This window comes from Kitasatospora sp. NPDC004669 (assembly GCF_040609455.1).
In the GTDB taxonomy this organism is placed as follows: domain Bacteria; phylum Actinomycetota; class Actinomycetes; order Streptomycetales; family Streptomycetaceae; genus Kitasatospora.
Map to the genome: position 1 here is coordinate 143,202 of NZ_JBEXKB010000006.1, position 21,459 is coordinate 164,660.

The 21,459-nt window shown below is 73.3% G+C and carries 24 protein-coding genes; 15 read left to right on the forward strand and 9 right to left on the reverse strand.

The window, feature by feature from the left end; genetic code table 11:
- Positions 1 to 41: 41 nt before the first annotated feature.
- Positions 42 to 434 carry a helix-turn-helix domain-containing protein gene (locus ABZW30_RS07660; RefSeq protein WP_355670175.1) on the forward strand — a complete coding sequence of 131 codons (393 nt, stop codon included), beginning with the start codon at positions 42 to 44 and terminating at the stop codon, positions 432 to 434.
- Here the strand turns inward: ABZW30_RS07660 and ABZW30_RS07665 are convergent.
- Positions 421 to 1,188, reverse strand: coding sequence for a TetR/AcrR family transcriptional regulator (locus ABZW30_RS07665; protein ID WP_355670111.1), 768 nt, complete (start codon positions 1,186 to 1,188; stop codon positions 421 to 423). The two genes, ABZW30_RS07660 and ABZW30_RS07665, sit on opposite strands and share 14 nt — an antisense overlap.
- A 102-nt stretch (positions 1,189 to 1,290) precedes the next feature.
- Between ABZW30_RS07665 and ABZW30_RS07670 the strand changes: the two genes are divergently transcribed.
- Positions 1,291 to 1,485: a DUF6011 domain-containing protein gene (locus tag ABZW30_RS07670; RefSeq protein ID WP_355670112.1), complete on the forward strand. Its 195-nt coding sequence runs from the start codon at positions 1,291 to 1,293 to the stop codon at positions 1,483 to 1,485.
- Positions 1,486 to 1,494: 9 nt separating this feature from the next.
- On the opposite strand, the gene ABZW30_RS07675 is transcribed toward ABZW30_RS07670, so the two are convergent.
- Entirely contained in the window at positions 1,495 to 3,417 is a 1,923-nt protein-coding gene (locus ABZW30_RS07675; RefSeq protein WP_355670113.1) for a hypothetical protein, read from the reverse strand.
- 239 nt (positions 3,418 to 3,656) lie between these two features.
- Here ABZW30_RS07675 and ABZW30_RS07680 point away from each other — a divergent pair, with 239 nt between their 5' ends.
- Both ABZW30_RS07680 and ABZW30_RS07685 read left to right on the forward strand, forming a co-directional pair.
- Complete coding sequence (locus tag ABZW30_RS07680; RefSeq protein ID WP_355670114.1) at positions 3,657 to 4,379, forward strand: chitinase; 723 nt, start codon at positions 3,657 to 3,659, stop codon at positions 4,377 to 4,379.
- A gap of 130 nt (positions 4,380 to 4,509) precedes the next feature.
- A complete protein-coding gene (locus tag ABZW30_RS07685) occupies positions 4,510 to 5,034 on the forward strand; it encodes an ATP-binding protein (protein ID WP_355670115.1) in 525 nt (174 codons plus the stop codon).
- Between the two features lie 80 nt (positions 5,035 to 5,114).
- On the opposite strand, the gene ABZW30_RS07690 is transcribed toward ABZW30_RS07685, so the two are convergent.
- Positions 5,115 to 6,329: a serine hydrolase domain-containing protein gene (locus ABZW30_RS07690; protein ID WP_355670116.1), complete on the reverse strand. Its 1,215-nt coding sequence runs from the start codon at positions 6,327 to 6,329 to the stop codon at positions 5,115 to 5,117.
- Between the two features lie 125 nt (positions 6,330 to 6,454).
- The gene (locus ABZW30_RS07695) at positions 6,455 to 6,814 is read right to left on the reverse strand and encodes a hypothetical protein (protein ID WP_355670117.1); all 360 of its coding nucleotides are present in this window, start codon (positions 6,812 to 6,814) and stop codon (positions 6,455 to 6,457) included.
- A 173-nt stretch (positions 6,815 to 6,987) separates the two neighbouring features.
- Between ABZW30_RS07695 and ABZW30_RS07700 the strand changes: the two genes are divergently transcribed.
- Positions 6,988 to 7,659 (forward strand): DsbA family oxidoreductase, encoded by a 672-nt coding sequence (locus tag ABZW30_RS07700; protein WP_355670118.1) that lies wholly within the window; start codon positions 6,988 to 6,990, stop codon positions 7,657 to 7,659.
- 55 nt (positions 7,660 to 7,714) lie between these two features.
- Here ABZW30_RS07700 and ABZW30_RS07705 read toward each other — a convergent pair whose 3' ends face one another.
- Together ABZW30_RS07705 and ABZW30_RS07710 are read right to left on the reverse strand one after the other, a co-directional pair.
- On the reverse strand, positions 7,715 to 8,392 hold the full coding sequence (locus ABZW30_RS07705; RefSeq protein ID WP_355670119.1) for a hypothetical protein: 678 nt from the start codon (positions 8,390 to 8,392) through the stop codon (positions 7,715 to 7,717).
- 53 nt (positions 8,393 to 8,445) lie between these two features.
- A complete protein-coding gene (locus ABZW30_RS07710) occupies positions 8,446 to 8,901 on the reverse strand; it encodes a hypothetical protein (protein WP_355670120.1) in 456 nt (151 codons plus the stop codon).
- A 336-nt stretch (positions 8,902 to 9,237) separates the two neighbouring features.
- Between ABZW30_RS07710 and ABZW30_RS07715 the strand changes: the two genes are divergently transcribed.
- The 3 genes from ABZW30_RS07715 (at position 9,238) to ABZW30_RS07725 (ending at position 10,238) form a co-directional block, all read left to right on the forward strand.
- Entirely contained in the window at positions 9,238 to 9,369 is a 132-nt protein-coding gene (locus ABZW30_RS07715; RefSeq protein ID WP_355670121.1) for a hypothetical protein, read from the forward strand.
- Positions 9,370 to 9,416: 47 nt separating this feature from the next.
- Positions 9,417 to 9,551 (forward strand): hypothetical protein, encoded by a 135-nt coding sequence (locus ABZW30_RS07720; protein WP_355670122.1) that lies wholly within the window; start codon positions 9,417 to 9,419, stop codon positions 9,549 to 9,551.
- 204 nt (positions 9,552 to 9,755) lie between these two features.
- Positions 9,756 to 10,238 (forward strand): hypothetical protein, encoded by a 483-nt coding sequence (locus ABZW30_RS07725; protein ID WP_355670123.1) that lies wholly within the window; start codon positions 9,756 to 9,758, stop codon positions 10,236 to 10,238.
- A 25-nt stretch (positions 10,239 to 10,263) separates the two neighbouring features.
- On the opposite strand, the gene ABZW30_RS07730 is transcribed toward ABZW30_RS07725, so the two are convergent.
- Positions 10,264 to 11,700, reverse strand: a complete 1,437-nt coding sequence (locus ABZW30_RS07730; protein ID WP_355670124.1) for a BTAD domain-containing putative transcriptional regulator — start codon at positions 11,698 to 11,700, stop codon at positions 10,264 to 10,266.
- A gap of 128 nt (positions 11,701 to 11,828) precedes the next feature.
- On the opposite strand from ABZW30_RS07730, the gene ABZW30_RS07735 reads away from it, so the two are divergent.
- The 3 genes from ABZW30_RS07735 to ABZW30_RS07745 all read left to right on the forward strand — a co-directional run bounded on the left by ABZW30_RS07735 (position 11,829) and on the right by ABZW30_RS07745 (position 16,036).
- Complete coding sequence (locus tag ABZW30_RS07735) at positions 11,829 to 14,759, forward strand: BTAD domain-containing putative transcriptional regulator (protein WP_355670125.1); 2,931 nt, start codon at positions 11,829 to 11,831, stop codon at positions 14,757 to 14,759.
- 118 nt (positions 14,760 to 14,877) lie between these two features.
- Entirely contained in the window at positions 14,878 to 15,399 is a 522-nt protein-coding gene (locus ABZW30_RS07740) for a CAP domain-containing protein (protein ID WP_355670126.1), read from the forward strand.
- A gap of 73 nt (positions 15,400 to 15,472) precedes the next feature.
- A complete protein-coding gene (locus tag ABZW30_RS07745) occupies positions 15,473 to 16,036 on the forward strand; it encodes an RICIN domain-containing protein (RefSeq protein ID WP_355670127.1) in 564 nt (187 codons plus the stop codon).
- Positions 16,037 to 16,104: 68 nt separating this feature from the next.
- On the opposite strand, the gene ABZW30_RS07750 is transcribed toward ABZW30_RS07745, so the two are convergent.
- A complete protein-coding gene (locus ABZW30_RS07750; protein WP_355670128.1) occupies positions 16,105 to 16,824 on the reverse strand; it encodes a nucleotidyltransferase domain-containing protein in 720 nt (239 codons plus the stop codon).
- 238 nt (positions 16,825 to 17,062) lie between these two features.
- Between ABZW30_RS07750 and ABZW30_RS07755 the strand changes: the two genes are divergently transcribed.
- Positions 17,063 to 17,770, forward strand: coding sequence for a hypothetical protein (locus tag ABZW30_RS07755; RefSeq protein WP_355670129.1), 708 nt, complete (start codon positions 17,063 to 17,065; stop codon positions 17,768 to 17,770).
- A 91-nt stretch (positions 17,771 to 17,861) separates the two neighbouring features.
- Here ABZW30_RS07755 and ABZW30_RS07760 read toward each other — a convergent pair whose 3' ends face one another.
- Complete coding sequence (locus ABZW30_RS07760; RefSeq protein ID WP_355670130.1) at positions 17,862 to 18,500, reverse strand: TetR/AcrR family transcriptional regulator; 639 nt, start codon at positions 18,498 to 18,500, stop codon at positions 17,862 to 17,864.
- A 416-nt stretch (positions 18,501 to 18,916) separates the two neighbouring features.
- Here ABZW30_RS07760 and ABZW30_RS07765 point away from each other — a divergent pair, with 416 nt between their 5' ends.
- The 3 genes from ABZW30_RS07765 to ABZW30_RS07775 all read left to right on the forward strand — a co-directional run bounded on the left by ABZW30_RS07765 (position 18,917) and on the right by ABZW30_RS07775 (position 21,452).
- On the forward strand, positions 18,917 to 19,267 hold the full coding sequence (locus ABZW30_RS07765; RefSeq protein WP_355670131.1) for a DUF6542 domain-containing protein: 351 nt from the start codon (positions 18,917 to 18,919) through the stop codon (positions 19,265 to 19,267).
- Complete coding sequence (locus ABZW30_RS07770; protein WP_355670132.1) at positions 19,260 to 20,915, forward strand: LCP family protein; 1,656 nt, start codon at positions 19,260 to 19,262, stop codon at positions 20,913 to 20,915. Before ABZW30_RS07765 ends, ABZW30_RS07770 begins: the two co-directional genes overlap by 8 nt.
- 156 nt (positions 20,916 to 21,071) lie before the next feature.
- Positions 21,072 to 21,452, forward strand: coding sequence for a VOC family protein (locus ABZW30_RS07775; RefSeq protein WP_355670133.1), 381 nt, complete (start codon positions 21,072 to 21,074; stop codon positions 21,450 to 21,452).
- Positions 21,453 to 21,459 lie beyond the last annotated feature (7 nt).

The window sequence follows — 21,459 nt, forward strand, 5'->3', positions numbered from 1 at the left end:
GGATAGTACGCACTTCGAAGTAGGGTACTGACATGGAGGTAATGATGGAGAGCCTGCCGCTGCTCGATCGGGTGCCGGACGTCTACGACCGCAACTGCCCCTCGCGCGGAGTGCTGGAGCACGTCACCAGCCGCTGGGGGGTGCTGGTGCTGGTCGCCCTGCGCGAACGCGGCTACCGCTTCAGCGAGCTGCGCCGGCGGGTCTGCGGGGTCAGCGAGAAGATGCTCGCCCAGACCCTGCAGACCCTGGAGCGGGACGGCTTCGTGCTGCGCGTGGCCCATCCCGTGATCCCGCCCCGGGTCGACTACAGCCTCACCCCGCTCGGGTACGAGGCCGCCGAGCACGTCTCGGCGCTCGCGCACTGGGTGGAGTCCCGGATGTGCGCCGTCGCCGGCGCCCGCGAGGAGTACGACGGGCGCCCTACTGCTCCTTGATCAGCGCCGCCAGCCCGTCCAGCACCCGGTCCAGCCCGAAGGCGTACGCGTGCTCCGGGCTGTACGCGCCGCCGTGCACCTGGCCGGCGGCGGCGCCGACACGGGCGGCGACCGGGTAGCGCTCGGGGTCGAAGACCCGGGCGAGCAGTTCGGCGTTGGCCTCCCACCACTGGGCGTCGGTCAGCGCGCTGTCCTGCTGGGCGGCGCGCTCGTCGGCGGCCATCCGGGCGCAGGCCTGGACGAAGCCCAGCAGGTGGGTCAACGCGGCGTCCAGCTCGACGTCGGGCAGGCCGGTGCCCTCGAAGGCGCGCAGCTCGTACTCGTACTTGGCCATCAGACCGGGGCCGAGCGGCGGGCGGCTGGTGGAGACGGCGGCGACCCAGGGGTGGGCGCGGAACAGTGCCCGGTTGTCGTCGGCGACGGCGGTGACCCCGGCCCGCCAGCCCTCGTCGGCCGGGGCGCTGCGGGGCATCGTGGCGTAGACGGTGTCCAGCATCAGGTCGAGCAGTTCGGCCTTGCCGGGCACGTACGTGTAGAGCGCCATCGGGGACAGCCCAAGCTCCTGGGCGATCCGGCGCATGGTGACGGCGTCCACGCCCTCGGCGTCGGCCACGGCGATGGCCTCGGCGGCGATCTCGCCGATCGAGCGGGCCTGCTTCGGGCCGCGCCGGCCGGGCTTCTCCTCGGCGGTCAGCCCCCAGAGCAGGGCGAGGGTGCGCGCCGGGTCTCCTGCGCTGCTGCGGTCCGTGGCCATGGGACGGATCCTTTCACGGCGGAGGCCCCGGGCCTGTCCTGCGGATCTCCGCCGGGTCCGCAGGACAGGGCCGGGGCAGCCGTGGGCGGCTACCGTCTCCCCATGACCAGCCCTGAGCCACTCCCCGGCACGGACACCACCCAGGCCCTCCGGCCCCGGGTCACCTGCCGTCGCTGCCACCGGCCGCTGCACGACCCGGAGTCGCGGATGCTGCGGCTGGGGCCGGAGTGCCGCGACCCGGCGGAGCGGGTCGCGCGGTTCGAGGTGGACCAGGAACCGCTGCCGGGGGTGGGGTAGCGGGTAGCGCTAACTCCGGCCGAAGAGACGGCGGATCAGGCCGGGGCGGGGCCCGGGCCGCCGCTGCGCGCCCGGCTCCACCGACTCCTCCCGGGCCTCCCCGCCGCTGTCGAGGTCCCCGCCGTCCTGACCGTCCGCCTCCGCCAACAGGTGCCTGGCGAGGTCGCGGTCGGCCGGCTCCGTCCACGGCGCGGCGAGCGCCAGGGCGGCGAGTGAGCGCAGGATCGTCACCACCCGGCTGCGGCTCGCCCAGCCGCTGTACTCCAGCCGCTGCCGCAGCAGCTCGGCGATGTCGGTCCGGGTCTCGGGGTGCGTCCAGCCGATCGCGACCAGGGCGAAGCCGGCCGCCTCGACCACCCAGTCCTCCGGCCCGAGCAGCAGGTCGCGCAGCACCCGGCGGCGCTCGGAGGCCTCCCACGGCTGGTCGGTGCGGTGGTGGGCGATGCCGAGGCAGGCGAAGGCCTGGACGGCGCGCACCCACAGTTCGGGCTGGTGGGCGAGCAGCGCGCGGCCGAGGTCGTCCTCGCGGGGCAGCGGCGGGTGGACCAGCACGCCGAGCAGTTCGTCCAGCGGCAGCCCGGCCAGCCGGACGGCGTGGTCGTAGGCGGCAGGGATGGTCGGCCAGACGATCTCGGCGGTGGCGCGGACGAGTTCGGCGCTCGCGGGGGCGGGCGGGGCGACGGCCGGGCGCGGGTCAGTGCCGTCCCAGGCCCAGATCCGGGTGGTGGGCTCGGTCAGCGGCAGCCGGGGGTCGGGCTCGCCGACGGACCGGTAGGAGACGGTGGAGCGCGGCAGGGCGAGGTGGACGGCCAGCACCGAGCTGGGCGGCTCCACGGCGGAGGCGGTGCAGTCGATCTCGGTGTCACGGCCGGTGCCCTCGGCGCCGAGCACCTGGTGCAGCACGTTGACGGTCGCCTCGGTGGCGCCGGAGACCATGCCGAGCCAGGGCTCGCGGTGGCTGAGCCGCTCCAGCAGGTCCTGGGCGTACTCGTGGTCGGGGTGGGCGCGGTGGTGGTCGGCCAGGCCCAGCAGGTGCACCGGGTCGCCGTCGCGGGCGTGGCGCAGCCCGTACCGGGCCGGGGCCGCCTTGGGGTGGTCGGGGGCGGTGGCGAGCACCCGGTCCAACCAGGGCAGGCCGTCGGCGGGGCGGCCGAGGGTGCCGTACAGTTCGGCCACGTCGACGGCGAGGTAGCTGCTGGAGTTGTCCTTCTCCGGCGCCTCCCGGGCCAGTTCGGCCTCCCAGACGGCGAGCGCCGCCTCGGGCCGGCCGTCGGAGCGCAGGGCGTTGCCGAGCATCACGGAGGGCAGGTAGCCGGGGGCCGACCGGTGGGCGCGCTGGGCGAGTTCGACGGCCCGGGCAGTGGCGCCGAGGCGGCGGGTCAGACCGGAGGCCATCGCCAGCAGCAGCGCGTGCTCGCTGTTGCGAGCCAGCACGGCCTGCACGAAGTCGTCGAAGGGCCGTACGGAGTCGGCGAGTTCGGCGGACAGCCGGTCGGGCAGAGCGCCGGCGGCGCGGGCCACCGCCTGGGCGACGGCGTCCGGGTCGACGAGGGCGGGCAGGTCCTCGCGGGCGAGCCAGGCAGTGTGCGCCCAGGGGCGGGCCGGCTCGTACTGGATCGCCGAGGCGAGCAGGCCGACGGCGTTGTCCCAGTCCCCGGCGGCGGCCTCCACGTGGGCGCGGCAGACGACGGCACCGAGGTAGACCTCACCGTCCAGCGGGAACAGCTCGCGCGCCGCCGCCGGGCCGCCGGCCGCCGCGCACAACTCGGCCAGGGCCTCGTGCAGTTCGGGCAGTTGGGGGTCGGAGAGGATCGCGTCGGCGAGGTGGTCGGCGGCGTGCGCGAGGTCCCCGGAGTCGATCGCCAGCCGGGCGACGGCCACCTCGCCCTCGGCCGCCAGCCGCTCGTCGCCCTCGCCGTCGGTGTGCACCATGCCCTTGCCCCCCGGTCGCGCCGTGTTCGCTTGTTCCTCGTGCGCGGATGAGGCTATCCGGTGCGCCTGGGGGCGAGATGATCACCCTTCGGCGGATGACGCCCGGACTCCTCGATCGGATACAGCCCTTACGAGTGGTTTAGACCTTGGAAAGGGTCGTATCGCGGGAGCCGCACACCACGATGGCTCCGGTGCTTCGAGAGCGAAGCACCGCTCACCAGCCACCTGTTGAGGAAACGATGAAGCTTTCCCGCGCGCTGCCCGCAGGCGCCTCGGCCGCCGTCCTGAGCACCCTCGTCCTGGCCGGGCCGACGGCCACCCAGGCCGCCGCCGCCGCCGGCTCCTTCGTGGTCAGCGAGGCCCAGTTCAACCAGATGTTCCCGAGCCGGAACCCCTTCTACACGTACAAGGGCCTGACCGACGCCCTGAGCGCCTACCCCGGCTTCGCCGCGACCGGCGACGCCGCCACTCGCAAGCGCGAGGCGGCGGCCTTCCTCGCCAACGTCAGCCACGAGACCGGCGGGCTGAGGTACGTCGTCGAGCAGAACACCGCCAACTACAGCCACTACTGCGACCGTTCACAACCGTACGGCTGCCCGGCCGGGCAGTCGGCGTACTACGGTCGCGGGCCGCTGCAGCTCAGCTGGAACTTCAACTACAAGGCCGCGGGCGACGCCCTGCACATCGACCTGCTGCACGACCCGTACAAGGTGGAGAAGGACCCGGCCGTCGCCTGGAAGACCGGCCTCTGGTTCTGGGACACCCAGAAGGGCGCCGGGACGATGACCGCGCACGAAGCCGTCGTCAACAACCGGGGCTTCGGCGAGACCATCCGCACCATCAACGGCGACCTGGAGTGCAACGGCAAGAACCCGGACGAGCGCAACGACCGGATCAACCTGTTCAAGAGGTTCACCGGCGTGCTCGGCACCGACGTCGGCGGCGGCAACATCTCCTGCTGACGCCACCGACTCGGAGAGGTCGCCGTCCACGCCGAGCACCTCGCCCGCGGCGAGGCCGCCGGACTCCGGGGCCCGACGGCCTGAGCAAAACCGTTCGCCCCGGGCGGGCCGCGGCTGCCACCATCCGAACGTGACGACACTGTTCCTGATGGTCGGCCTGCCCGGGGCCGGGAAGACCACGAAGGCCCGCCGGCTCGCCGAGGAGCACCGGGCGATCAGGCTGAGCCCGGACGAGTGGATGACTCCGTTGTTCAACGGCATGGAGGTGGACGGCAAGCGCGACGTGCTGGAGGGGCGGCTGCTGACGATCGCCCTGGAGGCCCTGCGAGCGGGCGCCGACGTGGTGGTGGACTTCGGCTGCTGGGGCCGGGACGAACGCTCCGCGATCCGCTGGCTGGCGGAGTCGGTCGGCGCGTCCTGCCGGATGCTCTACCTCCCGGTCGACCCGGACACCCAGCGCGCACGGATCGCCCACCGCTGGGCGACGACGCCGGACGAGACCCTCCCGATGAGCGAGGCCGACGTCCTGGACGGGCACGCGCACTTCGAGGAGCCGGACGCGGCGGAGCTGGCGGGCCGGAGCCTCGACGCGGCCCCTCCGGGCTGGCCCGACTGGCGCGCCTGGGCGGCGGAACGCTGGCCGTCCTTCGCCTGACGGTCGGCACACCCCGCGGAGCGGGACGTCGGACCGGCCGACTTCCTGCTCCCGGGGCGCTCCGCTGTCGGCGGGCCGCGTCAGTGCTGCGGGGCGGACGGGTTCAGGACGGCCCCGAGAAGGCGGTTGGACAGCGGGGTCGGGGCGGCGAAGTCCGAGCTCAGGTTGGAGATGGAGTAGACGGCTCGGAGGGACAGGTCGCGGGAGGCGAACATGCCGTTGGCATAGCCGTCGTCGTGGCCGGTCTTGCCCCAGAGCACGGTGCCGTTCGGCAGCGGGGTGGACATCAGTCCCGCGCCGAAGCAGGCCACCTTGTTGCAGGAGGTGCCGCCGACGAACGGGACGAGCTTGCCCTCGTTGTCCTTCGGCAGGGTGAACAGCTCGCTCTGCTGCGCGGCGGGCAGCAGGCGGCCCTGGAACAGCGCGGCCATGAAGTGGTCCAGGTCGGCCGTGGTGGAGATCATGTTGGACGGGGTGCCGCCCTGCTCGCTGACGTCCACCGCCTGGCCGCTGCTGTCGGTCATGTAGCCGTGCAGGTACGGCCGGGGCATCTCGGGGTCGTCCTCGGGCACCGAGGTCTGGTCGAGGTGCAGCGGCTTCAGGATGCGGCTGGTGACCTCGTCCTTGTAGGAGTTGCCGGTGATCTGCTCGATGAGCTTGCCACCGATCCGGAAGGCGAGGGAGTTGTACTCCTGCTTGGTGCCGGGGGCGAAGTGCGGGCCGGGCCACGGGCGGTGGGTGGGGCGCAGGGTGTCCTGGATGACCTGGTCGAAGGTCCGGTAGGTGTAGCGGTTGGCGATCGTGTCGTCGGCGCTGTCGGCGGGCTTGCCCTCGTCCACGTCCGGCAGGCCGCTGGTGTAGTTGATCAGCTCGCGGACGGTGATGGGGTCGAAGGTCTTGGGGAGCAGGTCGGGCAGGTAGTGCTGGACGGTCTGGTCGAGGTCGATCCGGCCCTCGGCGGCGAGCTGGAGGGTGACGGTGGTCTGGAAGACCTTGGAGATGCTGCCGGCGTGGAAGTGCGCGTTCTCCGGGATCTTGCGGCCGGTCTGGCTGTCGACGGTGGAACCCTTCCACAGCTGGCCCGGCTCGCCGACCCGGACGACCGCACCGGCGGCGCCGTCGGTGGCCCGGGTCTGGATCGCGGCCTCCAGCGCGGCCGGGTTCAGCGACGGGAACGCCGTCGTGGTGCTCGAACCTCCTTCGGCGAAGGCCTGGGCACCCGACGCGGCGGTGAGGCCGACGACGGCGGAGCAGGCCAGTGCGAGGGCGGCGGCACGACGGGCGAGGGGCTTCATGTGACACTCCGTTGGATGGTCTGCGGCCGGGCGGCCTCTTGGCGACGCGTTCGATCCTGCTCGGCCGCCGCCCCGACCGGTATCGGGATCAACCCTGAACCGCCCCTGATCGGCCCGACCGCCGCCTAGGGGTGACCACCCGCCAGCCGAAGCGTCGCGAGGTGCGAACTCGCCACCGCCCGGCGCCCGGTCGCATCCGGCCAGGCCGGCTCGTCGGCGCGGCGCAGATCGTAGAGGTACGACTTGCCGGCTTTCCAGCTGCGCCAAGGGCCGAGCGGCGGGAAGAGCTCCTCCCCGGTCTGCCCGAGCAGCGGCCAGCCGTTGGCGATCCCGTCGGCGCCGACCGTGCACCAGCCCCGCTCGGGCAGCCGGCGGCACCACACGTCCAGGTCCACCCGCTTGAACGACGGCCTGCCGTTGAACTCGCCGTCCTGGCGGTAGCGGTAGACCAGGCCGTCCAGGCGGCGGACGAACTCGAAAGACATGGCGACTCCCCCGGTCGGGCATCGGAGACGGACCCTTTCGCGGACCATCCTCCCGGCGGCACCACGCCTGGCGCACCTGAATATTTCAGGACGAGAAATATTCATGCGGATGGCTGCGTTCCGGTTGGTGTTCGCGCGGGAGGTCCGCGCGAGGCTGGAAGGAGTACAGCGCCGTGCGCGTCGAAGTGTGGAGCGACATCAACTGTCCGTGGTGCTACATCGGCAAGGCCCGGTTCGAGAAGGCCTTGGAGCGCTTCCCGCACCGCGACGAGGTGGAGGTCGTCCACCGCTCCTTCGAACTGGACCCGCACGCGCCGCGCGAGGCCCGTCCGGTCATCCCGCTGCTCGCCGCCAAGTACGGGATGAGCCTGGAGCAGGCCGAGGCGGCGGAGGCCCGGATCGCCGAGAACGCGCGCGGCGAGGGGCTGCCGTACCTGGACGACGGGCGCGACGCGGCGAACTCCTTCGACATGCACCGCCTGCTGCACTTCGCCGAGGAGCACGACCGGCAGGGGCAGCTGCTGGACGCGCTGTACCGGGCCAACTTCGCCGAGGAGCGCTCCGCCTTCGAGAACGGGCGGCTGGTCGAGCTGGCCGTCGAGGCGGGCTTGGACGGCGAGGCGGCCGCCGCCGTACTGGCCGACCCGGAGGCGTACGCGGAGGCGGTGCGCGAGGACGAGGCGACGGCGAGCGCGATGGGGGCGACGGGGGTGCCGTTCTTCGTCCTGGACCGGCGGCTCGGCGTCTCGGGCGCCCAGCCTGCGGAAACGTTCTTGCATGCGCTGGAACAGGCCTGGGAGAGCCGGGTGGCGGTGCCGCTGACGCCCCTCAAGCCCGCGAACTGAGGGGTTTGGAGTAGGAAGTCGGACCGGCCGACTTCCTACTCCGGGGCCGGTCGGCTCACCGGGCGCGCCAGCGGTGGGCGTAGGTGACGTGCAGGCCCCCCGGGACGCCTTTGGCCGCGCGGCCCGAGCCCCACCCCCCGTGGGTGAGGGTGCCGCAGTAGTGCGCGTCGGACCGCCTGCCGATGCGCCAGCCGGGAGCCTCGCGGCTGAGCCCGTGGAGCAGGGAGCCCGTCCAGCGGAAGGCGGTGGGGCTGCCGGTGACCACCAGCGTGTGGGCGGCACCGGCGAAGCGGAGTTGGTCGCGCCGGCCCGTGAAGTTGTGGCGCTCGTAGTCGATCGCCTCCTCGGGCGGGAAGTCGGTGGCCGGGAGGTCGACGGTGTGCGGGATCCCGGCGCCCAGGCGGGCGCGGACCTCCTTCCAGCGGGACGGCGGGAAGCCGAGGCTGTGATGGGCGAGCAGGAGGTCCAACCGGTCCTCGGCCGGGACGTCGGGCAGACCGGTCGGGCCGGTGTTGGCGCGTAGCGGTAGGTGGATCAGCGACCGCTGGGAGCGGGCGGCCAGGGCCCAGACCGTCGCGAGGTCCTCGGCGCCCCGCCGGTCGACGTGCAGGTCCATGAACCAGCTGCCCGGGCTAGCGTGGAGGAAGGCACCCGCGGTCTGCCGAGCCGGAGTGATCACCCGGTACTCGTCCCGGCCGAGGCGGACCCGGTGGATCTTCGTTCTCAGTCTCACCGGGTTGTCGTACCGGAGGTCGGGGCGGGCTGTCCTGCGGATTTCCAGTCTTTCTAGTCGTAGAAGAACTGGCGGAGGTCCTCGACCGAGCCGGGGCCGGTGACGAAGGCCTCGAACCGGGCGACCGCGCCGGGCGGCGGCGGGCCGTCGGTTGTGAGCCAACGCAGCCAGACCTCACCCTGCTCGCCGACCGCGTAGACAGCGGAGAGCAGTTCGGCCATGCCCGCCGGGCGGGGCGGGATGGCGCCGACGACGGGTACGAGTTCCCAGCCACCGGCCCGGGCGGCGAGGCGGAGCACGCCCGCCCAGGTGGCGATGCGGCAGAGCCGGGCACGCAGGGAGAGTTCGGCGGACGGGTCCGGGTATCCGAATCCGGTGGTGGCGGTAGCGATGTCGTCCATCACCTGGCGCTCAACAGGCGTGCGGGTCCAGCGACCCTCCTGGGCATCCTCGATGGCGGCGTGCCACCACTCCCAGGCGTCGTGCAGGCGGGTCGCGAACTCGTCCATGCGGCCAGGCTAGTGCGAACGCGGGTTGAGGCGGGTGGCGAGCCAGGGGGAGTTACGGCCGGCGGCCTCACGGTAGGCGATGCGCTGGAGCGAAGAGCAGGCGGTGGAGCTTGAGGCCGGTGTCGGAGTCGTCGACCCCGAAGCTCCGCGCCTTCATCCTCGGCGCCGAGGCCGGCGAGTTCGACCACCTCGTCTGAACCGCGCCTCCCTCCCCCGCCCGAATCGTTGAGCCCCAACGATTCGGGCGGAACCGAATCGTTGACAGGCTGCCGTCAACACGGTTTGACTCAAGTGCCCGAACCACACGACTGACAGGGGGACTTCACCATGCGCAAGATGCTGATCGCAGCCGTCGGCGGCCTCGCCCTCGCCGCAGCGGTCCTGTTCGCCACCACACCCAGCAACGCCGCCCCGGCACCCGCACCGCACGTCCACACCGACGGCGGCAGCGGCGGAAACTGCTGCTGACGCCTCCCCCGTCAACACGACTTGCAGGGGGCATCACGATGCGCACCATGCTGATCGCGGCCATCAGCGGCCTGGCCCTCGGCGCAGCACTGCTGTTCGCCACCGCCCCGAGCGACGCGGCCCCGGCAGCGCCCGTCCAGCACGTCCACACCGACATGGCCACCAGTGGCGGGTGCTGCTGACGCGCACCCGCACCACCGGCCCGAAACCCCGCCCGCTCGCCGCATCGGCGGGCGGGCGGGGTCGTTCTCAGGGGCCGTCCGGTAGCCCGCCGCCCGCCCGTCAACGGAGCGTCAATCATTTGTCTACCGGCCCGGCCCATGCTCATCTCCAGACGACGCCCGACGATCTCGGGCGCGAACGCACGAGAGAGGCAACACGGGGACATGAAGGCGACGAAGACGCTGCGGCGCACGGCCGTCGGGACGGCGGCCGGTGTGCTGGCGCTGGTCGGGACGATGGTGTCGGCGGGGGCCGCCCACGCCGACACCATCTACAGCGGGGGGTTGGGCGAGCCCGGCGTCCTCAACCAGGGCGATCGCATCATCGAGGGAGACACCCAGCTGATCATGCAGGGCGACGGCAACCTCGTCCTCTACCGGGTGCCCCCGTTCGGGTCGGCCAATGCGGTGTGGGTCGCCCCGGGAACCCTGGGTTGCGGCACCAAGGCGATCATGCAGGGCGACGGCAACTTCGTGGTCTACGGGGCCTACAACCGCGTTTGCTGGGCCAGCAACTCGTTCAAGACCAACTCCTTCCAGTCCGCCGGTGTGCTGGTCGCCGACAAGGGCGGCCTCAAGATCGTCTTCACCGACCCCCGCCAGTGGAGCATCATCACGGACACGCTCCGCAGCTCCGACCCGTACTAAACCGACCGCCCCCACCGCCCGGCCCTCACCCCCGTTCGGTGAGCCACCTGACCAGGTCCGCCACCGACCACCAGGGCCGGGCGGCGAGCCGGGTCGCCGCCGTCCGCAGCAGGACGGGCAGGTAGCCGCAAAGCCCGGCCAAATCCGCCGCCGCGTCCGGCTCCCGGCTGATCCGCTCGACGCCCACGATCCGAGCCAGCAGCTCGTGGGCGTCATGCGGCTCCAACGGTCCGACCGTCAGCCGGACCGCCTCGCCGGGCAGCGTCCCGGGGTCCGCCCCCGTCACCACCACCGCGCAGCCCGGTGTCGCGGGCAGCAGCGGGGTGGGGTCGGCCGCCCCGTCGAGCACCACCAGCACCCGCCGTCCGGCGAGCGCCGTCCGGTAGCGCTCGGTGAGCTCGCCGACCGGGGCCTCGCCTGCGGGCCGCTCCCCCAGGGCCCGCAGGAAGGCCGCCAGGACGGCGCCCGGCTCGCCGCCGCTCGCGTACAGCTGCCCGTCCGGGAAGGCGTCCTGGGCGGCATGGGCGACGTGCACCGCCAGCGCCGACGTCCCGCTGCCCGCCGGACCGGACAGCCCCACCACCGGCGAAACCACCGGTGAACCCGCTGCCGCCCGCAGGGCCCGTTCCGCCTGTCGCGCCAGCCCTGCCCGCCCCACCAGGTCGGGGATGTCGGAGGGAAGCTGGCACGGCCGGGGCAGCCTCCGCAACGACACCGTCGGCTGTCCGCGCCGGATGCGATCGGCCAACTCCACCACCGCGGCCGCCGGTTCGAGCCCCAGCTCGCGGTCGAGCCGCTCCCGCAGCGCCTCGTACGCCGCCAGCGCCTCCGCCGTGCGGCCGCAGCGGTGCAGCGCCAGCAGCTGCAGCCGGTGCACCTCCTCGTCCTGCGGGTGGGACGCCGCCAGCGCGGCCAGCGGCTCCACGGCGTCGGCGTGCCGTCCGAGCGTCAGGTCCAGGTCGAGCAGCGCCTTCAGCGCCGCGAAGCGCCCGGCCGCCAGCCGCTCCCGGGCCCGCTCGGCGAACGCCCCCGGCACGCCGTCCAGCGCGCGACTGCCCTCCCAGGCTCCGAGTGCGGCCACCAGCAACTCCCGGGCCCGCGACGGCTTCTGGTGACGCAGCGCGACGGCCTCCGCCACCGAGGCCTCGTAGCGGAAGAGGTCCACCGCCTCACGCGGCACCGCCAACCGGTAGCCGCCCGCCGCCGCCACCAGCAGCTCGGAAGCACCGAGCGCCCGCCGCAGCCGGTGCACATGGGTGCCGATCTGCCCCACCGGATCCTTCGGCCAGCGGGTGTCGTCCTCGCCCCACAGGCCCTCGACCAGTCGGTCCGTCGGCACCAGCTGCCCACGGGCGAGCAACAGCGCGGCCAGCACGGCCCGCTGCTGCGGGCGGCCGAGCTCGATCTCACGGCCGTCGCACTGGGCACTCAGCGGCCCCAGCACGCGGAATTCGAGCCGCACAGCCCACCTCTCGAAGCTCGGAATCCGTGCACAATCTGTAACAGAGCATAGGCCGCCCGGGTATGGGGCGCCGCTGTCCGGACGGAAGTGGCGGGATACCGGCACGGGGACGACTTTCGGGACGGGACATGGGTGACATGGGGGGAGCCGGGCTGCGGTTCGAACTGCTGGGCCCGCTGCGGGCCTGGTACGGGGACCGGGAACTGGAGTTGGGCAGGCCGCAGCAGCGGGCCGTGCTCGCCGTGCTGCTGGACGCCGCCGGGCGGGCGGTGGCCGTCCCGGTGCTGGTCGAGGGAGTGTGGGGCGGGGCCGCGCCGGCCGACCCGCGCAAGGCCGTCCAACTCGCCGTCTCCCGGCTGCGCACCGCGTTCCGGCCGTACGCCGGGGACGACCCGGGGCGGATGCCGCTGGTGAGGGTCGGCGACGGCTACGCGCTGCGCGTGCCCGAGGCCCGGGTGGACGCGGCCGCATGGCAGGCGCTGCTGGCCGAGGCCGAGGAACTGCGCCGGGCCGACGCTCCACCGCAACAGGTCCGGGAGGTGCTGCGAAGCGCCCAGCGGCTCTGGGCCGGCGAGTCGCTGGCCGGGCTGCCCGGGCCGCACGCCGAGGCCGTCCGGGCCCGGCTCGCCGAGCAGCGGATCTCGGCCAAGGAGACCCAGCTGGAGCTGGACGCCGAACTGGGCGACCGCGCCGACCTGACCGCGGAGGCCGCCGCACTCGCCCTGGAACACCCCGGGCGGCCCCGGCTCACCACCGTCCTGATGCGCGCCCTCTATCAGGCCGGCCGCAAGGCCGAGGCGCTCGCCGTGTACGAGGACGCCCGTCCATCGCTGCCGTCCGACGACCGGGCCCCGGCCGAACTCCAGCTGCGCATCCTGCGCGAGGACGCCACCCTGCTCCCGGCCGGGCCCGCCCCCGGGCCCGGCGCGGAGCCCCCCACCGACACCTGGCAGGCCCCCGACCAGCTCCCGGCCGGACTGCCCGACTTCACCGGGCGCGTCGAGGAAGTGGACACCCTCGCGGACCGGCTCTCCGGAGCCGGTGGACGCGCCGTCGTGGTCTCCGCCCTGGACGGCATGGGCGGTGTCGGCAAGACCACCCTCGCCGTGCACGTCGCCCGGCTGGCCCGCGAGCGCTTCCCCGACGGGCAGCTCTTCGCCGACCTGCGCGGAGCCGACCACACCCCACCCTCCCCGGGCACCGTCCTGGCCGGCTTCCTGCGCGCGCTCGGCGTCGACCCCGCCGAGATCCCGCCGGACACCGGCGAACGCAGCGCGCTCTTCCGCTCGGCCCTGGCCGGGCGCCGCGTCCTGCTCGTACTCGACAACGCCGCCGACTCCGGCCACGTCGAACCGCTGCTGCCCGGCTCGGCCGGCTGCGCCGTCCTCATCACCAGCCGCCACCGGCTGACCGGCCTCGCCGGGGCCCACCAGATGCGCCTCGACACCCTGCCGCCCGAACAGGCGCTGGAACTGCTCACCCGGATCGTCGGCGCCGAACGCGTCGCCGCCGAACCCGCGGCCGCCGAGGAGGTCGTCCGGGCCTGCGGGCTGCTGCCGCTCGCCGTCCGCATCGCCGCCTCCCGGCTCGCCGCCGACCCCGCGCTCACCCTCGCCGCGCTCGCCGAAGGGCTGCGCCACGAGCACCGGCTGACCGAACTCAGCGACGGCGAACGGACCGTGGAAGCCACCTTCGCGCTCTCCTACCACCGGCTGGACCCGGAACTCGCGCGGGCCTTCCGCCTGCTGTCACTGCCCGACACCCCCGACATCCCACTGCCCTGCGCCGCCGCCCTGCTCGACCGCACCGAGGACGAGGCCGACCGGCTCCTCGAAGAACTCGTCGACCTCAACCTGCTGCACTCCCCCCGCTTCGGCCGCTACGGCTTCCACGACCTCGTCCGCGCCTACGCCCGCGGCCGACTCGCCGCCGAGGAGGACTCCGCCGAACACACCGCCGCCACCGACCGGCTGCTCGACTTCTGCCTCGCCACCGCCCGCAACGCCGACCAGGCCGCCCGCAAAGCGGAACCGGCCGAACTCAGCCTGCTCGACACACCCGTGGCCGCCCCCGGCCGCGCCATCGCCGACGGCCCGGCCGCCGTGCAGTGGATGCGCGACCAGGCCGAGGTGAACGCCGCCGCCATCGCGCTCAGCTGCGCCGAACCGGGCCTGCCGCTCGACCGCGCCGCCGAACTCGCCGACCGGATGGGCGCCGTGATCCCGGAACGCACCCAGACCGGCGTCATCGTCGACCTCGCCGGGCGCCTCGCCCGGGAGGCCGAGGCCCGCGGCGAACACGGGCCGCACGCCCTCGCCCGTTACCTGCGCGGCAGCATGCTCTGGCACATCAACCGCTACACCGAGTCCCAGGAGGAGGTCCGCCGGGCCGTCGACCTCTGTACCGACGAGCGGACCGAACGCGTGCTCGCCAAGGCCCTGATCACCCTCGGCAGCAACGCCCGCGTCCACGGCCGCTACGCCGAGGCCGCCGAACACGCCGGCCGCGCCGCCGAGTTGTTCCACCGCCTCGGCGCCCAGCGCGCCGAGGGCAGCGCGCTCGGCGAGTTCGCCTTCAGCGCCGCTCAGAGCGGGCGCCGGGCCGAAGCCCGGGACGCCGCCGAACGCTGCGCCCACCTGATGAGCGCCTCGGGGCCGGTCTCCGCGGCGATCGGCCGCTACTACCTCGCCCGGGTGCTGCGACTGTGCGGCGACCCGGAGACGGCGCTCGCCCACGCCGTCGGCGCCCGCGAGGAGTTCACCACCCTCCAGGTCACCGTGTTCGCCGCCGCGGCCGGCGACCTCGCCGCCCGCATCCACGCCGAAGCCGGCCGCTGGCTGCTCGCCGTCGACGCCGCCGAAGCCGTCCTCCCGCTCGCCCGCCGCACCAGCGCCGCCCTGGAGGCCGCCCTGCTGCGCACCCTCGGCACCGCGCTCACCGGCCTCGGCCGTCCGCGCCAGGCCCGGGCCCTCCTGACCGAGGCACTGGAGGGGTACCGGCGGCTCGGGCTCGGCGACGACGCGACGCAGGTCGAAGGGCTGCTGGCGGGTCTCGACTGATCGTCTGCCATGCACGTTGACCGGCTGTCTACCGCGATCCGGCACCGTCTTCCTCGTCCGGCCCCGGACCACGGCACTCGCGGCCCGGGGCGACACCACGGAGGAAAGGCGCGACCACATGCCCACGCTCGTGCGGAACGGCCGGGTGCTGACGCTCGGAGCGGCGCTCGGGACAGCGAGAGGAACGGCGCTCGGAGCGGCGCCCGCAGCAGGGGGAGCAGCGGCGCCCGGAGCGACGGGGACAACGGCCACCGGCGTCGACTTCCACACCGAGATGACGGCCTCCCTCAACTTCCGGCGCGTCCACACCGGTGCCCGACTCCTGCGCCTGGACGACCGGTTGACCGCCGCGGCCCAGCGCCACGCCGACGACCTGGCCGCGCACGGCCTCGTCCAGCACGACGGCACCGACGGCAGCACACCGTGGCGCCGGCTACGGGCGGCCGGCTTCGCCTTCCGCTTCGCCGCCGAGATCGTCGCCCCGGCCGACAGCGTGCCGGCGGCCGTGCAGCTGTGGATGAACAGCCCCCAGCACCGCGACACCGTGCTCGACCCGCGCTTCAACCACCTCGGTGTCGGCCACGCGCCCGGCCGGTTCGGGGCCCGGGGGCGCTACGTCCTCGCCCTCGCCCAGGTCTGACGCCACCGCGGCCGTACCGCCACCGCGGCCGTACCACCACGCGGTTCAACACCACACACGAAGGAGAACCCCGATGAGCACCATCACCCGCACCCGCCGACTGCTCGCCGGCCTCGGCGCCGCCGCGGCCCTGGCGACCACCGTCCTGGTCGCCGCCCCGGCCGCGCACGCCGCCGACCCCGGCCCCTGCGACCTCTCGCCGGCCCTGAGCAGCACGCTGAGCCTGTCCAACGGCTCCGTCGGCGCGCTCGACCTGCCGTACAACAACGAGGTCAACGGCCAGCGCGTCGGCGTCTGGAGCGCCAACCAGTCGCCCGCGCAGACCTGGGACTTCTGGGGCTACTGCGACGGCACCTGGGCGATCTCGCACGCGTCGAGCGGCAAGGTGCTCGACCTCGACACCCGCTCCGGCGCCGTGCAGCTGTGGGACACCCCCGGCGGGTGGGACGGCCTCAACCGGCCGGCCGGGGACTGGATGGCGGCCAACCAGAAGTGGCGCCTGACCGACGAGGACCGCGGCTGGTACCTGATCCGCAACGTGGCCACCGGGCAGTGCCTGAAGTCCAACGGCATCGCCCAGTACACCTCGGTGACCTCCTGCAACGGCAACGACCCGGCGCAGCGCTGGCACCAGTGACGGGTCCTCGGGGCCCGGTGTGCGCGGCGGCGCCGCCGCGCACACCGGGTCTGTCCTCGACCGGACCGCTACACCAGCCGCTGGATGACGCCCGTCCAGGTCCGCCGGTAGCCCTCCGACAGCGGGCCGCCGACCAGCTCCAGCACCCGCCGCGCCGCCGCCGCGAGCGGCTCCGCCGAGCCCGTCTCGCACAGCTGCCGGTACCCGTCCAGCAGCGTGGCGCCCAACTCCCGGTCCGCGGCCAGGAGTCGGCGCGGGAGCCACTTGCCGCCGCCCACCCAGGCCCGGTGGTGGTCGCAGAGCAGGTCGGCCGCGTCGCGCAGTACGCCCCCGGCGATGACCAGGCGCTCGACGGCGTCCCCCGCGTCCGCCAGGTCGTCCAGCTGGTCCGTCAGGCCGTACCGCTTGCTCTCCACCGTCCCCGGGTCCAACGCCGCAGGCCCCTGCCGCAGTTCGGCCTCGGCGCGTCGGCGGAGCCGGGCACCGGCGCCGTGCGGATCGACGAGCAGCAACCCGGTGGCGTACATGCTCTGCATGGTCGCCCGGCGGGCGCCGAGGTCCGCCGCGAAGAGCTCCGCGAGGGCCGCCTCGGTATGGACGAAGAGTTCGGCGAGGCGGCCCTCGAACCGAACGGTCTCCCGGTAGGACTCGCTGCCGTCGGCGACCAGGACGGCGAGGTCGAGGTCGCTGGTGGCGGTTGCGCGCCCGGCGGCGGTGGAACCGGCCAGCACGACGGCGAGCGCGTCCGGGAAGTGGTCGGCCACCAGCCTGCGGGCCTGATCGATCATCTGCGAAGCATCCTGGGACATGGCGGACAGAATCGCACGGCACCCGGTCCGTCGGGGCGTCAGATCGTTCGACGGCAACCGATCACGACTCGGCATCCCTTGTCACGGACCCGCGTGGGAGTCGTCACGACGAAGTCAAGACGGCGCCAAAGCCGTGGCGCCCCGCTTCCGCACTGCGCTATGAACGTCCCTCAGAAGGATCGCCGCCACGGTGGTCCGCGAAGACGGGGGACGTCACATGAAGACCATCCGCAGCAGTCGCCGCACCCTGGCCCTCGTCGGCCTGGCCGCGGCCGGCGCGCTCACCCTGACCGCCTGCAACGACGACGCCTCGTCGTCCGACACCGCCGCGAGCACCCCGCCCGCGACCCAGGCGCCCGCCACGCCGTCGGCCGCGCCCACCACCCCGGCGCCCTCCATCTCGGCGGTGGCCCCGACCGGCGCCCCGACCGCCGCGGCGTCCGACCCGGCGGCGGCCCCGGCCCCGGCCGGTTCGACCGCGGCGCCCGGGACCACCGTGAAGATCGGCGACGCCGCCACCATCCCGTTCAGCTCGGGCAGCACCAAGGGCACCGTCTCGATCGCGGTCACCTCGATCGACAAGGGCGACCCGGCCGACCTCACCCCGCTCAAGCTGGGCGACAAGGCCGCGGGCATGGTGCCGTACTACGTCCGCTTCAAGGTCACCAACGTCGGCAGCACCGACCTGGCCTTCTCCAGCCTGACCCAGATGAAGGGCACGCTCCCGGACGGTTCGGAGGCCAGCGAGGTCATGCTGATCGGCACCTTCGACAAGTGCCCGCACCCGTCCTTCCCCAAGGGCTTCACCAACGGCCAGTCCATCACCTCCTGCGTGCTGGCGCTGGCGCCGCAGGCCACCAAGGTGGCCGGCGCCGAGTACTGGGGCGAGCCGTACACCCTGGGCAAGGGCGTCAACTGGAAGTGATCCGCCGGAAGTGATCGGCAGGTCGGGGGCGGCGCCGGGCGCCGCCCCCGTTCCGCGTCCACGGCGCCGGCGACGACGACGCCTGCGACCCCTACGACGCCTGGGCGCCGTAGATCTTCAGGAACGCGTCCACGCCCGCCCCGGCGATCCGCTCGACCTCCTCCTCGGCCACCGGCAGGGCGCCCCAGAAGGAGCGCTCCGCGACGCCGTGGAAGGTCAGCAGCGTGAAGTGCTCGGCGGCCAGCTCCGGTTCGGCGACCGCCAGCAGCCCGCGCCCGGCGAGCGCCGCGAAGCGCTCCGCGAGGTCGCGCCGGGAGGCCACCGGACCGGCCTCCAGCCAGGCCTCCAGCACGTCCGCCGGGATGTTGGCCACCTCGGCGCGGATCGCCCGGCCGAGCGCCCCGTGGTCCCCCGCGGAGAGGACGGCGAGCGCCCGCTCGACCGCGAAGTCGGCCAGGCCCTGGCGCAGGTCCACCACCCGGTCCAGGTACTTCGCCATCAACTCCCGGATCTTCTCGGTCAGTTCCGCCGAGTTCTGGAGCGCCACCGACAGGAAGAGGGTCTCCTTGTCGGCGAAGTGGTTGTAGACCGTCCGCTTGGACACCCCGGCCTCGGCCGCGATCGCGTCCATGCTGGCCCGGACGTACCCTTCGCGCCCGAACACCGCCATCGCGGCCCGGGTGATCGCCTTCCGCTTCTCCGGCCGTCCCGCTCCGCCCGTGGTCGCCACGGCGTTCTCCTTGTCCGTCGGCGCACCCGCCGACCTTCTCGAAAACTGCTCGGTGTAGTGTATGCAAGCTCGCTCACAAGCGGACTTGCCACCGAACGGACGTGCTCTATGCTGCGTACGATCTCTACACCTCTGTAGAGCAAATTCGAAAACGGGCCTGCCCCCAGCGGAACCGGGAAACCGCGAACGGGAACCGGCCGGCCGAACACCAGCGTCCCGTACAGGCAGCGCCGCAACCGCTCTCCACAGCAGCCCGGCGCAGGCGCCGACCGCGGCGCGCCAATCACGGGAACACCAGGGGTGAGTGCGTGGCAGGGCAACGAGGTCGGTCGTCCGACCAGAGTTCACGGCGACGAACGGCCGGCAGGCCCGCCGGCCCTCAGCGCCCCTTCTCCGGCGGCCCGGCCCTGCCCGCGGTGGCGGCCGTCGGACTGCCGCTGGTGGGCGCGGTGATCGACGAGCTCTCCGGCCCCGGCATGGGGGTGGCCTTCAACGAGTGCGCGGTGCTCGGCATAGGCCTGGCCGCCGCGCTCTGCACCCGCAGGGGCTGGTGGTGGGTGGTCGCGGCCTCCCCGCTGGTCGTGCTGGGCGTGACGGCCGTGGTCGAGTTCGCGGGCGACAGTGAGAAGTACCAGGGCAGCAAGCTCGCCACCGGCTCGGCGAAGTGGGTGGTGAACGGCTTCCCGGTGATGGCGCAGGCCGCGGCGGCGGCCCTGCTGGTGATCGTGGTCCGGGTGGTCCGGGACCGGAGGAGGCAGGATGCCTGAGAAGCCCGAGCAGCAGAGCGGCGGCCGGGCCGCCGCCCGCAAGGTCGCGGAGGCCCCCGCCCGTCGGAGTTCCCCGGCACTGATCGGGGCCCGGGTGGTGGCCAGCACGGTCGGCTTCGCGGTGTTCGCCGCGAGCGGGGTGGCCTGGTACGAGTACACGTCGCTGACCGACGGAATGACCACGTCCAACGCCATCGCGGAGACCAAGAAGGACGCGCCCAAGCACCTGGACAACTCGGTCAACCTGCTGCTGATCGGCCTGGACAGCCGCAAGAACATGGACGGCACGGACCTGCCGCCGGAGTTCGTCCAGGACGAGCTGCACGCCGGCCACAGCTCCGACATCGGCGGCTACAACACCAACTCGCTGATCCTGCTGCACATACCGGCGGGCGGCGGCAAGGTGCAGGCGATCTCCATCCCCCGCGACGACTACGTCATGACCTACAACGGGGACGGCGCCCAGCAGGGCATGCACAAGATCAAGGAGGCCTACGGGATCGCCAAGGAGAAGTTCGACGGCAGCCCGAAGGCCAAGGGCCTCAAGGGCGCGGACCTGGAGAAGGCCGGCCGCGACGCCGGGCGGGCCGCCACCGTCCGGACCGTGCAGAAGTTCGTCGACCAGCCGGTGGACCACATCGCCGAGGTCAACCTGATGGGCTTCTACGACATCGCCAAGGCCGTCGAGCCGATCGAGGTCTGCCTCACCCACGACACCAAGGACCCGGCCATGGAGGGCCAGGGCTCCGGTGCCGACTTCCACAAGGGCATCAACAAGCTCAACGCCTCCCAGGCGCTCGCCTTCGTCCGCCAGCGGCACAACCTGGACGACGGCAAGGGCAACACGGGCGACTTCGCCCGCACCCACCGCCAGCAGGCCTTCATCTCCTCCGTCGTGCACAAGCTCAAGCAGGACGGCATCATCAGCGACATCGGCAAGCTCAAGGACCTGTTCGGTGTCGTCCAGAAGGACCTGGTCATCGACAACGAGTGGAACGTCCTGGACTTCGCCCAGCAGGCCCCGGCCCTGACCGGCGGCAACGTCGAGTTCAACACCCTCACCTTCGACGGCTTCGGCACCCGCAACGGCCAGGACGTCAACCTGGTCACCCCGGCGAAGATCCAGAAGGTGGTCAAGCAGCTGTTCGGCTACGCCGACGCCGCCGCGCCCGCCGCCCCGGCCGACGGCGCCACCGACACCCCCGCGCCCTCGGCCACCACCCAGCCCTCACCGACTCCGACGGCCACCAAGCCCGCCACCCCGGCCACCGTGGAGGTCTTCAACGCCTCCTCGGCCGCCGGTGTCTCCTCCTCCGCCGAGGCCAAGGCCCTGGTCGGCATGGGATTCAAGGAGGGCAGGACCGGCCCCGCCGCCACCAAGCAGAAGACCACCACGGTGACCTACGGCAAGGGCGCCAAGGACTCCGCCGACCAGATCGCCGCCCGCTACGGCGTCACCGCCACCGAGTCCGCCTCGGCCGGTGCCGACCACGTGGTGGTCACCCTGGGCACCTCCTTCACCGGCGTCGCGTCCGACAAGCCCGCCGCGCCCTCCGCCCCCGCCAGCGGCGACCCGGCCGCCAACCTCCCCGTCCAGGGCCCCGGCGTCGACGCCGAGTCCGACGGCGGCATCCCCTGCGTCTTCTGACCGGACCCGCACAGCACAGCACAGCACTTGAGGGAGGCCCCCGCCCGGGGGCCTCCCTCAAGCCGTTCCCGGACCGACCCCTGGCGCCATTCTCCGTACTATGTATAGTGTACTGCGTACTGGATAACCGTGCGCACTGACGAGAGGGCTCCGCCAATGCAGATCACCAGCACCGCCGTCTCCCTGACCGTCGAGGACGTCACCGCCTCCGCCGCCTTCCTCCAGCGGCACTTCGGCTACACCGAGCAGGTGTCCGCCGACGGCTTCGCCTCGCTCGGCCACCCCGGCGGCGGGGTCGACGTCGTCTACCTGCGCCGCGGCCTGGAGGTCCTGCCCGAGGAGCAGCGGAACCGGACCGCGGACGGGGTGATCCTGGCGTTCAACGTCGAGGACATCGCCGCGGAGGAGAAGCGGCTTCGCGACGAGGGGGTCGAGATCACCCTGCCGCTGCGCGTGGAACCGTGGGGCGAGAAGCTCTTCCAGGTCGCCGACCCGAACGGGGTCGTGGTCGAGCTGGTCGAGTGGGTCGAGCGGTAACCGCAAC